Annotated in this window: 8 protein-coding genes; 1 reads left to right on the top strand and 7 read right to left on the bottom strand. The window is 40.0% G+C overall.

What is annotated here, in order from left to right; all coding sequences use genetic code 11:
* The 5 genes from EHW90_RS11370 to EHW90_RS11390 all read right to left on the bottom strand — a co-directional run.
* Nucleotides 1–4,747, bottom strand: a 4,747-nt coding sequence (locus tag EHW90_RS11370) for a MucBP domain-containing protein (RefSeq protein WP_207667057.1), incomplete at its 3' end; no start/stop codon positions are given.
* Nucleotides 4,713–4,904, bottom strand: a complete 192-nt coding sequence (locus EHW90_RS11375; RefSeq protein WP_124952855.1) for a hypothetical protein — start codon at nt 4,902–4,904, stop codon at nt 4,713–4,715. The genes EHW90_RS11370 and EHW90_RS11375, both read right to left, overlap by 35 nt.
* A 644-nt stretch (nt 4,905–5,548) precedes the next feature.
* Nucleotides 5,549–6,664: a class I SAM-dependent methyltransferase gene (locus tag EHW90_RS11380; RefSeq protein WP_124952856.1), complete on the bottom strand. Its 1,116-nt coding sequence runs from the start codon at nt 6,662–6,664 to the stop codon at nt 5,549–5,551.
* A 16-nt stretch (nt 6,665–6,680) separates the two neighbouring features.
* On the bottom strand, nt 6,681–7,619 hold the full coding sequence (locus EHW90_RS11385) for an NAD-dependent epimerase/dehydratase family protein (protein WP_124952857.1): 939 nt from the start codon (nt 7,617–7,619) through the stop codon (nt 6,681–6,683).
* A gap of 1 nt (nt 7,620) precedes the next feature.
* Entirely contained in the window at nt 7,621–9,555 is a 1,935-nt protein-coding gene (locus tag EHW90_RS11390) for a thiamine pyrophosphate-binding protein (RefSeq protein WP_124952858.1), read from the bottom strand.
* A 285-nt stretch (nt 9,556–9,840) separates the two neighbouring features.
* On the opposite strand from EHW90_RS11390, the gene EHW90_RS11395 reads away from it, so the two are divergent.
* On the top strand, nt 9,841–10,164 hold the full coding sequence (locus tag EHW90_RS11395; RefSeq protein WP_243113995.1) for a choline-binding protein A: 324 nt from the start codon (nt 9,841–9,843) through the stop codon (nt 10,162–10,164).
* Between the two features lie 59 nt (nt 10,165–10,223).
* On the opposite strand, the gene carB is transcribed toward EHW90_RS11395, so the two are convergent.
* Together carB and EHW90_RS11405 are read right to left on the bottom strand one after the other, a co-directional pair.
* A complete protein-coding gene (gene carB / locus EHW90_RS11400; protein WP_124952860.1) occupies nt 10,224–13,406 on the bottom strand; it encodes a carbamoyl-phosphate synthase large subunit in 3,183 nt (1,060 codons plus the stop codon).
* Nucleotides 13,407–14,474: a carbamoyl phosphate synthase small subunit gene (locus EHW90_RS11405; RefSeq protein ID WP_124952861.1), complete on the bottom strand. Its 1,068-nt coding sequence runs from the start codon at nt 14,472–14,474 to the stop codon at nt 13,407–13,409.
* Nucleotides 14,475–14,485 lie beyond the last annotated feature (11 nt).

Genomic DNA, 14,485 nt, shown 5'->3' on the forward strand with positions numbered 1-14,485 from the left:
TATATAGCTCTGTTGTTGTTCCGTCAATGTAGTGATGTACTGTGATATTTGCGGCGTTCTTTCTTCTGTAGTAGTAATTTACCACCTGATTTCCCGCATTGTATGTCACTGTAGTATCACCGTTTGCATTCGGTGTGCTTGCACCGCTTGCTCCTGAAACATTTACATTCACAAACTCGTAGTTATCAATATCTGCAGCCTTATTTGTAAGACTCTCAGTCAGTCCAAGCTTTCCTGTTCCGTTAAAGTTTTCGGCAGCAGGTGTTGTACTTCCTGTCGGCTTATAAAGCTGAGTTGTTGTTCCTACTTCGTAGTGATTTACTGTAATGTTTCCTGCATTCTTTCTTCTGTATCTGTAAGTGATTGTCTGAGTTCCGGTCTGATATGTGACGGTTGTAGCTCCTGTTGTGCTTGGAGAAGTTGCACCGTTAGCTCCGGTTACATCGACACTTACATACTCATAGTTATCAATATCTGCAGCCTTGTTTGTAATATTCTCTGTCAGTCCAAGCTTTGCTGTTCCGTCATAGTTTTCTGCAGCAACCGTAGCAGATCCTGTCGGCTTGTAAAGCTGTGTACTTCCTCCCACTTCATAGTGGTTTACGACAATATTTCCTGCGTTGTTTCTCTTATAATAGTAGTAAACATGCTGTGTTCCGGCAGCAAATGTACCGTTTTGATTACTTGGCATTGCTACCAAAGTATAGTTAGGGATACTCAGACTGTTTGTATTATATGGCAATCCAAGTTTATTTGTACCGTTTAAAGGAATATCTGTTACCAACGGTGTGTTTGTACCCTGCTCATAGTGATGTACTATTACATCTCCCGCGTTCTTTCTTCTATATCTATAGATTACAGTCTGCGGAGTATTCTTATGTGTAAGTGTTGTATCACCTGTAGCAGTCGGTGTTGTTGCGCTGTCCGCTCCTGTCACATCTGTACTTACATACTCGAAGTTGGCGATGTCCGCTTCTTTATTTGTAAGGTTTACAGTTGTTCCAAGTTTTCCGGCACCCGGTATGGTTTGGGCACTTGGTGTTGTGCTTCCGGTTGGAGTATATAACTCTGTGCTTCCTCCCACTTCATAGTGGTGCACTGTTATATCCGCAGCGTCTTTTCTCTTGTATCTGTAGGTTACTGTCTGCGGTGCAGTCTGATATGTAACTGTTGTGTCACCTGTAGCACTTGGCGATGTCGCTGAAGGTGCTCCTGTTACATCTGTACTTACATACTCGAAGTTGGCGATGTCCGCTTCTCTATTTGTAAGGTTCTCAGATAGTCCCAGTTTTTCTGTTCCTACATATGTTTCCGCACTTGGCGATGTTGCTCCTGAAGGAGTATACAGCTGTGTGCTTCCACCTACTTCGAAGTGGTTTACAGTTATATTTCCTGCAGTTTTTCTCTTGTACTTTAATATTACGACATTCTGTCCCGGATTTAATGTTCCGCTAAGCGGTCTGCCGTTTGTAAGATCAGGCTCCGCATACTCATAATTAGCCACACCTGTAAGTGTTGTAGGCGGTGTTACCGTATATGGATCTCTAAAACCGTGAACGCTGTCCGTATCGGCCACATTTCCGCTACCGTCATCAAGAGGTATAGGATTGCCTGCCATATCTACATATTTTACTTTCAATGTAGAGTTGCTTGCTTCAAGTGCCGCATTGGTTGTCTTCTTATCGTCACTTGGAGTCAATGTAACACTTGATTCAAATACAGGGCTTGCACCTGAAGTGTTATTTGTAAAATCGTTTCCTATTATAAGTGATGTGGATGTTACGCTTATAGGACTTAGAGTATCTCCGAATCCCGGTGTTACCACAACTTTATATGTACCTGCCTTTGATATATTGTCAAAAGCGAAATTACCGTTTGAATCTGCGGTTGTGACTACCGGATTGCCTGATGCGTCAAGCACAGGATTTCCGCTTGCATCAAACAGTGATACAGTTCTTCCTGCTGCCGGTACGTCGTCGTCTGTAGTAAGGAATTTACCGTTTCCGCTGCCGCCTGCCGGTGGAACATCATAGTAAATCTTACCGCTTATCTTGTATTTCTTCGGTATTACAACATTGCTGAGTGCCTCAAATGCACCTGTGTAGCTGTCTCCTGAAAATCCCGCAAAGGTATTTACAGCCTTATCCGTTGTATCAAGCGGCACTGTATCAGGCATCTTCGCTCTGAATGTAATATCATCCGCCGCTCCGCTTGCCAGCGTATATCCCGATTTCATCTTCATTCTGAACATTGTAACAGCTGACCAATCCGATACCGATGAGCTCCAAGTTGCGCCTGCATAGTTGGCTGCGATGTTTCCTTCTGTAACAGGTGTTGTACTGTACTCATATGTATAATTAGGATTAGGATCAAGCGGTCCTGTAAGTTCAAGTCTGTATGTTGAACCTCTGTCCGCATAATTACCCTGCTGATCAGGTGCTATTGACTTATCACCCACATGCGGCAGGATATCAAAGAATGTAAATCCGCTAACTCCGTTTATAGAGTTATTAAAGATGTTCAGCTTATAGTCTACTATCTGTTCGCTGTCAGGTGTTGTAAGCGATGAATACTGAGCAACATTCGAATCCGCTCTCTTTGATCTCTTTGTAAGGATCAACTCAAGCGGCGGTGAGTAAAGATATGTAGCCTTTTTGCTACTGAACTTCTCTGTGGTGTTTCCGTCATTATCAAGGTCAAGTACATCGTCGTACTTACCAAGTACTTCATTAGAAGCAGCTTCTTCATTGTTGTCCCATGACAAATATGTGTCTATGCTGTTTTGACCGCCTGCCATATTTCTTGTGGTCTTAAATTTCGGACTGAAATACACATACTTATAGCTGTCATTTCCCTCCGGAATATTCAAATCCGGAAGATCCCAGATATAAGCTGTCTTTCCGGTATTCTTAAAGTTATATTCCACTCTGTAGTTACTCATAACGGCAGGTGTAAGTTCAGGATTCTGTCCTATACTCGTCTGAATACCCTTAAACTCAAGACCCGGATCTATAAGCAAGAAGAACTTAGGATTCTTTATTTTTCTGCCGCCCGGCGGTAAGAAGTAATGGAATCTTATATTGTCGGTCATACTGAACTCTTCGTTCAAATACTTGGTTCCGAGGTTTTGATTCTGTGTATCATGCTCATACTCCGCAGCAAATGCCTTTGTCCAGGTAACGTAGTCACTACCGCTGCCTGTCCATGTTCTTCCGGCACCGTTATCTCCGTTTACTGTAACAACATTTCTTGTCTGAACATTACTGCTTGCATTGTTCGGCTTTGATGCCAACTGTGCTTTTGCAGTATTATATGCATTTTCTTCAAAACGGAATCTGTATCTTACATCTATTATTCTTCCTGTAGGCGCCTGAATTTCTATAGGATTTGTAAACCTAAGCTCTATTTTCTTGTAGAATTTAGGAGTCGGAAGCCTTACTTCATCCGCATTACTTGTAATTTGAACATTTGTAGCAATTACTTCCTCACTACCATCATCCTTTACACCCACAAGCTTGTTGTTTGAAAGAGCTGCAAGCTGTGTATTATCAAGAGCCGGTATATTCTGTATATTTCCCGATGTATCTTGAACCTTACCTGTAGGATTAAGAGATCTTATCTGATATCCCACAAGTTCCATATCTGTAGTCGGTGTATCTACCAAGGAGCTTACTCTCGTATGATATGTTCCTATGGTCGGATACTCTTCAGGATTACCGGCATACCAATACCAGCTGAATCCCATGTTATAAACATGCTCTGTTTTATCTCTGTCTGTAAATGTAAATCTCCAAGGACTTGCAGTCTTACTTGCTGTCAAACCTCTGTCGGCTGCAGGAATCCTAGGGAAGGACCAGTATCTTACAGAACTCTTTGACTTCTCAAGCGATGAAGTGTCAAGTGAACCGTCATCGTTTACATACTGCCATGTGATAGGAAATTCCACAGTTACAGGAGACGCCTGTGTACCTACAGTCTGATTGTTATATCTGATATTGAAAGTTGTAGTAGTATAGTTTAGATTACTTTGGTACTCTATATCCTTACTTATAGTATGGTTTGCCGCATTGTACGTCCAAGAAGTATTTAAAGAATCGGTGGTGTCAAAGTTTTCGTTTGCCGGAAGCTGTACTGTGACTCTTGTCTTTCTTCTGTCTCCACCTACAATCTTTGTCTCGGTACCGTGGTATGTACCTGATGCCGGCCAATTGGTTCTTCTTGTATTGAACTGAACAGTGGTAGCCAAATCATTTGCCAGAGTTGTATTGTTTTGCAAACTGCTTGTACCCTGTGCATAATAGTAATCTCTTCTGACGTTGTTGTTCTCATCCGTATAACCTACAGGGTAGGTCTTTGCTGTAAATGTGTTATTTGAACTCTCAAGCAAAGTGTCATTGGCATCATATACCTGATATGGGATTACATAGGTTTCATTGTTTGCCAATGAACGATCCCTCAGTGTTCCCTTAAAAGGTACCGTCTGTGTAGTACCTCCACCCAGGCTGTTGAATTTGAGTGTCACTATATTAAACTCACTGTTTGATGAACTGTCTATAGACAGATAGTTGCTTGCCGGTCTGTTAATCCAAGTAGAGATATTACTTGCACTAACATATGGGAAAACCTTTTTCGGCAAATAAAGTTTTCCGTATGCACCGGGAATACTTCTCGTGGTTGACGATATCGTTATATTTGCATAAAACGGTACTTCCTCACCTACGTAGAAATCGCTGTTTCCCCCTTGCATTTACCGCATTTCTGTCATATGTAACTTCCGCCAATATATCAGGATCGTCCACTAATGCAGGCGGACCTGCGTAAGCCGGAAAAACATCTGCCATTGACAAAAATACCATCACAAATGATAAAATTGCGGCCAATAAGCGCTTCTTTAATTGTTTCATTAAACCTCCTTAATCTTATTATTTAGTAAAGTATCTATAAAACCCTTTTAGGAGTCATCTAAACGATCACTCCGAACTTAGCCTATATTTAATACCTTACCATTCATGTGCAGTATTGTACACGAATTTAATCTTCATGCTCCCCTCCTTATCACTCTTTATCTGCACGATAATATCATAAAGATTCTTTTTATAAAACAGTCTATTTGATTTTGTAAAATTATTTTAATAAAAATTTAATTTCACTTACATCTCTAAGACCGCTAAAAATATCTTTATTAACATATGATTATTATCTTGCAAAGTCACTCGCAGAACATATCATATTTTTCAAAAAAAGTCAGTAACCTTTGTGCCATGTATTTAAAAAATACAAAAAAAGTCGGAATATCATCCCGACTCCATTTTTACAGTATACTTACTACTACTGCTCTCTTTTACTACTCTCACGCTTTTTGTATTTTTATTGTTTTTTACACTGACTGCTCTCACATTTCATTCCGATTTTTGACCTGATTTTGACTACTCTCACGCAAGTCTTAATTTGTGCATTTTTACTTCAAACTACTCTCACACATACTCACGCACAGCTCTAAAACTACTCTCACATCGGCAATAATGTATAAAATTATAACACTTTATAATTATAACCTTTTCAATTTGTCAGTCATCAATGTATAGACGTCTATATTCTTGTCAAATGTATTCTTTATAATACCTGCTATCTCATCCGTATATCCCGGTGCTAATATCACTATCGCTTCAAGCTTTCTTTTTCTTGCATCATCAGGTGAAATGATCTCAATATGTGATGCCGGTGCAAATCTTCCCTGCTTAAAAGGTGCCGAATCTATGATGCAGTCCACATACTTTGCAATACCTATTGTGGAGCAAAGTGTAAATCCTTGGTGTGACGCTCCCCATATTGCTATCTTTGAATAGCCCTTTACCGTATCAAGTACTTCTTTTGCGATATCCGTCTTCTTTGAAATAATACCGCTTATATCAGGAAACTTTCTCTTTTTCACTATCACTTCAATAGTATCTCTGTTGACCGTCCTTGACTCAAGCACTTCAAATCCGCTTATATTTAAAAGATGTGTAAGACTGTCAAAATTGTAGTAAGCGATATGGTCCGGGATTATCTCATAGAAACTGTTCTGCTCCAAGATATACTCAAAACTCGGTACCGTAATAAGTCCATAGCCTTCATCACATAGATTATTATATATTGCTTTTAAGTATGTCCTCGGATGAGGCTGATGCTCCAAAAAATTAAATGACATAAAGGCGTCAAAAGGTCCGTTCTTAAATACATGGTCTTCGCTCTCCGGAAAATCCTCATCCACTCTCAGTCCCGCACCTTTTGCAATTTCTACAAGTTCCTTTTTATGCTCCGTACCGTAGCCTTCCACAGGAAAACCTTTAAGCATACCTAAGAATTCTCCTCTGCCGCAGCCGACTTCTATTATCTTCTTACCTTCAAGTGAAGCAAACTCAATGAAATGTTTGTATTCGCTCTTTCTTAAGTCTTCCATTGTAGTGGAATATCCGCCGGCTCTTATAACATCTCTGTAATAATACACCGCATCATTTTTTAACTGCACCAGATTACAGTCTTCACAAACACAAAGCGATACCTCTATGCCACTATCTTTATCAAGCTCACCTTCACTTGGAATATCCTGTGCACTTGCAGGCATATTTTCAATTTTCATAAGTTCATGTAATGAACCTTTACAACTGATACATCTTTTCAAAACCTTCTCCTAAACTTTATATACAATCTTTTATTCCTTTTTCAAATCCGTAGCTTTCAACAAAGCCTATTCTCTTTAGACGTTCAATATTGGGATTCAGAAAAGGTAATCCCTCACTTGCCGCTTCCTTTTTCTCCACTACTATGTCGCCGGTACTGTTTAACAACTTCTTTATATCTTTTACATAGTCCATCAGTATACGGTTATTCTCTCCGGCTACATTGAATACAAACTCACCTTGCAGGTCTTTTTTGGAAAGCAAGTATACCGCTTCACATAGGTCTTTAATATATATATAATTCCAAGACTGTATACACTCTCCTATATGTACATCTTTATTCTCTTTGAAATTCCTTATACAAGTGGATATAAGCGATGTCTCATGGTCACCGCTTCCAAACACCGAAAAGATACGCATATGTACATACTCTATTCCAAGGCTGTCTCCAAGATTTTTTAGTTTACTCTTCAGCTCCAATTTGGCTTTGCCGTATTCGGACTTAGGGTTTGTAGGCGATTTTTCACTTTGCTTAGGTATGTTGTTTATATCAAAGTCTTTTCCGTACTTTACTTCTATATCTGAAAGAGTCTGCCCGTATTCCGCCTGTGAACCTGCAAACAGAAATCTTTTTGCACCTCTCTCCTTGCAGACTCTCATAAGCTTTACGGCAGCATCTATATTCTCTCTTTGGATATTTTCATCCATTCTTCCTTCTTTGCCGATGCCTCCCCACGCCAGATGTATACATACATCAAATTCCGTATCCAGTCTTTCTATATCTTTCATATCAAGGACTATAAGCTTGAATTTATTATTTGCTTCATACTTTAAAAGCTCATCCCTACCTCTTGCATTTTCTCTTACCAAAGCAAGCACTTCTTCCTCCTTTGAGAGAAAGTATTCCACCAGGTGTCTGCCTAGGAATGATGCGGCCCCTGTAATAAGTATTCTCATATTATTCAACAATCCTCGGTATTATCATATTCTCTTCCATCTCCTCATCCGATAGGAAAGGTGTCAAATCCTCCAGAGGAGGGCTTACCATTCTACCGTCTGCAAGCTGCTTTCCTGATGACTTAGGTTCAAAGTTTTGCTCCTTCGTCACAAATGCCTCACAGATAACAGGGCCGACTGCCTTAAATGTCTTAGATACCGCATCTTCAAGTTCGCTGTTTGTCTTTGCACAAAAATATGTAATACCGTACGCACCTGCAAGTTTTTCCATATCCGGGAATGAGAGATCACCGCTGTCAGGTCCGATACCTACCAGAGGCTCATCTTCAAAGTACTTTGACTGTGTCTGTCTGATACTGTGGTAACCGTCATTGTTTATAAGGAAGATCTTTATATCCATCTTGTGGTGAACTATGGTCTGAAGCTCCTGAAGATTCATCTGTATACTTCCGTCACCGGTTATAAGTATCAATTCTTTTTCATATACCTTACCGTCAAGGTTTGCCATATACGCACCTATTGCGGCAGGTAAATCATATCCCATAGATGCCACTGCGGAGTTTGATATAAATCTCTGGCCTTTTTTAATAATATAGGAATGTCCTCCTACAACACAGGCGGAACCGTTACCCACAACCGTGATTTGATTTTCTCTTGCACTGTCACCGATATCTTTTATAAAGGCGTAGACATTGGCTTTTTTACTGTCGTCATTTTCAAGGAACTCAGGTCTGCATACAGGGTATTTTTTCAGCCAATACTTAACAGTCTCATTCCAGCTCATACCTTTAAGTCCTTCACCGCCTTCAAATACCGGTGTTTTTTCTTTCTTTAACATATCTATAAGCTGTCTCATAAATACCTTACAATCCGCATGAACGGGAATATCTATATGCACGGTAGGCTTTTTCAACTCTTCCTTGTCTATATCGTTTACTATTGTAAAGGCTTCTCTTGCCCATCCCTTGCAGTTAAATCCTACCTGCCTGAGGCTGAGTCTTGAACCTACAGACAACACAAGGTCCGAGTTTTGCACTGTAAAGTTTCCCGGTCTGTCTCCGAAATTTCCCGGTCTGCCTGCATACAGCGGATGGTCTACCCACAGGCAGTCCTCAGAGTTCCAACCTACAACCACAGGAATATTTAAGAGTTCTATAAGTTCCAAAAACTCCTTATGCGCATTTCCTATTCTGATACCGTTACCGGCGTTAAATACAGGTCTTTTTGAACTTTTAATCTTTTCGATTATTTCTTTTAACACTTCATCCGGTACAGGTTCAACTATATCTTTTAAATTAAGCTTTGTTTTTTCATCTATATCAGTCTTGTACGGTGAGTCTGAAGCCCAACCGTCCCCGCCTGCCTCATAACTTTCTTTATCAAAACCTATAAGTTCATTCTCTTCAATATATGCGCCTTGAACATCCAGAGGAATATCAAGCCATACCGGCCCCGGTCTTCCGTTCATAGCAAGGTACATACATTTTTCTATAAGATATCTGATTCTCATAGGCTCTATAACCATTTCACTGTACTTAGTCATACATTCTATAGACTTGCAGATATCAAACTCCTGATCTCCCATAGCTCTGATTCCTACATTTGAATATCTGGCAGTCCAGTCGTATCTTACCTGTCCTGAGAGTATGAACATCGGTATGGAATCAAGCCATCCGCCAAGTACTCCGGTAATTGCATTTGTTCCTCCGGGTCCTGTAGTCACACAAACCACCGCAATTTGATTGTTTATTCTGGCATAAGCTTCCGCAGCCATTGCACAGGCCTGCTCATGGTGATTATAAGTCATTGTAAGTCCGTCTTGGTGACCGAGTCCGTTGTTTAAATGCATTGCACCTCCACCCGTTACGCTAAAGCCCCGGTTTATACCAAGCTCCACAAGTTTCTTTGCAATATAATTGCTCAATTTTATTTTCATAAATTTCTCCCTGATTAAGTACATAAATTTTTATATTAAGCCGGTACTCCGACCGAATTTTCAAAAAACATCAATACTTTGATTATACCATAAGATTAAGAAGTATAATACTTCTTTTATCTTTGCCCTAAAATCTCTTTCTTTTTTCTTACAGTTTCTTACCATTATATATATTCCCTTTTCAAGGGAAAAAAAGTTGTTATAATGTAGTTACAGACTATAAGTTTAGTTTGAATTTTTTGATGGAAAATGAGGTCAGTTATGTTTATTAAAAAATTTATGTCTATGCTATTACTTACTGCCACTATTTCCATGACTGTTGCTGTACCCGGCCATGCTGCCATGAAGATTACAGATGCGAACTCCTACAAGTGGAGTAAGACAGGCAGTGAATGGAAAGTTGTTGACGGTTCAGGCAATCCTGCTTCAGGCTTTATAAGCTACAATGATCAGACTTACTATGTTGACAAAAACGGCATCATGAAGACCGGTTGGATCAAGTCATCGGGTTCTTGGTATTACCTCAATAACAACGGAACATTGGCTCAGGACCAGTGGATTGACAATTACTATGTCGATAGCACCGGTAAAATGACCAAAATACAGTAGGATAACTATAAAGTGGGGCATTGATTATTCAATGCCCCTAGTGGTTTTTATAGACTCTTTTATATTTTTATTAAGCTTATTTCATCTTTTTCATTCTCCAAAGAACTTACCAGTGCTTTTGCCGTATCTGTTGAGGTCAGTACATTCACACCGGTTTCTATCGCATTTCTTCTTATTATAAATCCGTCTTTGCTTCCGGCTATTCCTCTCATAGGAACATCAATTACAATATCTATCTCATGACTGAGTATCAGGTCAAGAATATTCGGTCCCTCTTCTTCAAGTTTTCTTATTACAATCGCATTCACTCCGTTATCATTTAATACTTTTGCAGTTCCCTTTGTAGAGTATATAATATACCCCAAAGCTTGAAACCTCTTTGCGATATCTATGACCTTACTCTTTTCACTGTCTCTGACTGTTATTATCATCTTTTTGTGCTTAGGCAACCTTATACCGGCACCCACAAACGCCTTATATAATGCCTCATTGAAGTTTTTACCGATTCCCAGACACTCACCGGTTGACTTCATCTCAGGTCCGAGCGAAATATCCGCTCCCTTTATCTTTTCAAATGAGAATACCGGCATCTTGACAGCTACCAAATCCGGTTCTCTTAAAATCCCTGTTCCAAATCCCATATCTTTTATGCTCTCCCCACAGATTGCTCTTGTTGCAAGTGATATTATAGGAACACCGGTCACTTTACTGATATACGGAACCGTCCTTGACGACCTCGGATTTACTTCTATTACGTATACATCCTCTCCGTCCGCTATGAACTGTATGTTTATCATTCCCTTTATATGTAGAGCCTTTGCAAGCCTTTTTGTATATTCTACAATCTTAGACTTTACCGTATCACTTAAAGACTGAACAGGATATACACTTATAGAATCTCCGGAATGTACACCCGCTCTTTCTATATGCTCCATAATACCTGGAATAAGTATATCTTTACCGTCACATACCGCATCCACCTCTATTTCTTTACCGAGTATATACTTGTCTACCAGTATAGGGTGTTCCTGTGCAATCCTGTTTATTATCTCCATGAAGCCGTCTATATCATTATCATTTGTCGCAATCTGCATTCCCTGACCTCCCAGTACATAGGAAGGTCTTACAAGTACGGGATATCCGAGCCTGTTTGCCGCTTCTTTTGCCTCCTTTGCCTTGTATACGGTCTCGCCCCTAGGTCTTGGAATCTTACATTCTTCAAGGATTTTATCAAAAAGTTCTCTGTCCTCCGCCGCATCAACATCTTTTGCATCTGTACCGAGTATAGGAACTCCCATCTTCATAAGGCTCTGTGTCAACTTGATTGCTGTCTGTCCGCCAAACTGTACTACGGCTCCGTCAGGTTTTTCTATATCTACAATACTTTCCACATCTTCAGGGGTAAGCGGTTCAAAATAAAGCTTATCCGCTATATCAAAATCTGTACTGACAGTTTCCGGATTGTTATTGATTATAACGGTTTCATATCCAAGTCTTTTAAATTCCCAAGTTGAATGTACGCTGCAAAAGTCAAATTCAATACCTTGTCCGATTCTTATAGGTCCCGAACCGAGTACCAAAACCTTCTTTCTATAAGACCTTTTTGCTTCATTACTTCCGCCATAACATGAATAAAAGTACGGTGTCTGTGCTTTGAATTCTCCGGCGCAGGTATCTACCATCTTATATACCGCCCTTATATCGAGCCTGTATCTTAATGTCTTTATCTCTTCTTCACCTTTATTTGACAGCTTTGCGATAAGACTGTCGGGGAATTCAATTCTCTTTGCTTCTTTTAAGAGCTCTTCGTCCAATATCTCACTTGAGAGTCTGTTTTCCGTCTTTACAATATTTGCAATCTTAGAGATAAACCAAATATCAATTTTTGTTATCTTATGTATCTCTTCAAATGAAATACCTTTTCTGATTGCCTCGGCAATTACCCATATTCTTCTGTCATCAACTCTTTGAAGCTCACTCTTTAAGCTCTCTGTATCAAGCTTACTGTAGTCATAGTCAAGCAGGCTGTTTACATGCTGTTCAAGTGAGCGTATCGCCTTCATAAGTCCGCCTTCAAAGTTATTACAAATACTCATCACCTCACCTGTAGCCTTCATCTGAGTACCGAGTTCTCTCTTTGCGCTGATAAATTTATCAAAAGGAAGCCTCGGCATCTTTATTACCACATAGTCAAGCATAGGTTCAAATGCCGCATAAGTTTTCTTTGTCACGGCATTTTTTATCTCATCCAATGTATAGCCCAGTGCAATCTTTGCAGCCACCTTGGCAATCGGGTAACCTGTAGCCTTGCTTGCAAGTGCCGACGACCTTGATACCCTAGGATTTACCTCTATTACACAGTATTCAAAGCTGTCGGGATTTAGTGCATACTGTACATTGCAACCTCCTGTGATATTAAGCTCTGTGATAATGTTAAGTGCGGAGCTTCTAAGCATCTGATATTCCTTATCCCCCAAAGTTTGACTTGGTGCAACCACTATGGAATCACCCGTATGTACACCCACAGGGTCAATGTTTTCCATATTGCAGACTGTAATCACATTGCCTATGCCGTCACGCATCACTTCATATTCTATTTCCTTCCAACCTGCAATACATCTCTCCACCAAGACCTGACCTACTCTTGAAAGCCTGAGTCCGTTCTCAAGTGTCTCAATAAGTTCTTTTTCATTGTATACAATACCGCCTCCTGAACCTCCAAGGGTATATGCAGGACGAAGTACTACAGGATAGCCTAGAGTTTTGGCGTACTCTACACCGTCTTTTACATTCTCAACCACTTTGGATGCCGCAATAGGCTCAACTATTTTTTCCATAGTCTGCTTGAATGTATCTCTGTCCTCGGCTTTCTTTATAGTAAGTGATGTAGTTCCTATCAATCTTACATTCTCTTTTTTAAGGAATCCCTCTTCAAAAAGCTCCATAGCCAGATTAAGCCCCGCCTGACCGCCAAGTGTCGGCAACAAAGAATCAGGTTTTTCTTTTTTTATTACCTTTTTGACAAATTCGGCTGTCAAAGGCTCTATATACACTTCATCCGCAATATCTTTATCAGTCATTATTGTAGCCGGATTTGAATTGATAAGTACGACCTCTACACCTTCTTCTCTGAGAGCAAGGCAACCCTGTGTACCTGCATAGTCAAACTCCGCCGCCTGCCCTATAACTATCGGTCCCGAACCTATTACTAATACTTTCTTTATATCATTATTCCTTGGCATTTAGTCCTCCATCATCTTTATAAACTTATCAAACAAATATGAACTGTCACGAGGTCCCGGGCAGGCCTCAGGGTGATACTGCACCGTAAAAATCTTTTTGTTTATATATCTTAATCCCTCATTTGTACCGTCATTTACATTTACAAAGGCAGGCACACATATATTCTTATCCAATGTACTTTCATCTACAGCATATCCGTGATTTTGTGATGAAATATATGTTCTGCCGGTTTCAAGATCCTTTACCGGATGGTTACCTCCTCTGTGACCGTACCTTAACTTATAGGTGTTCGCGCCTGTAGCCAATGCTATAAGCTGATGTCCAAGGCATATCGCAAATATCGGTATATCTGTATCGTAAAGCTTTTTTATTTCCTCTATTATATCCACATTCTCCTTCGGATCTCCGGGACCGTTGCTTAACATAATGCCGTCAGGCTTAAGCTTTAAAATTTCTTTTGCCTTTGTATCACATGGCACAACTATCACCTCACAGCCTCTTTTTTGCAGCTGCCTTGCAATATTTTTCTTAGCTCCAAAGTCAATCAGCACCACTCTTTTACCTTTTCCCGGTAAACTGTAAGCCTCTTTTGTGCTTGTTCTTTTTACTACACCTTTTACACTGTACTCCTTTATCCTTTGCAGTATTTTTTCTACAACAAAAGAACTGTCAACAGTTATAAAACCGTTCATAGTACCGTGTTCTCTCAATCTTTTTGTTAAATCGCGGGTATCAATACCGCAAATACAGGGGATATTATTTTTTATCAAGAAATTTTGTATACTGTCTTCATTTCGAAAATTAGATGCGACTTCAGATAATTCACGCACAATCAAGCCGTCTATCCACGGCCTGTCAGACTCCATATCCTCATGGCAAATTCCGTAATTTCCTATCAGAGGATATGTCATCACAACCGCCTGCCCCGCATAAGACGGGTCGGTCATCACTTCAAGATAACCTGTCATTGAAGTGTTAAAAACAATTTCACTTACCGCTTCCCTACTAGCTCCTACATTTTCACCCTCATAAACGCTGCCATCTTCCAAAATAAGATATGCTTTCATCTTAATCCCTT

It is taken from the genome of Lachnoanaerobaculum orale, assembly GCF_003862485.1.
Classification (GTDB): domain Bacteria; phylum Bacillota; class Clostridia; order Lachnospirales; family Lachnospiraceae; genus Lachnoanaerobaculum; species Lachnoanaerobaculum orale.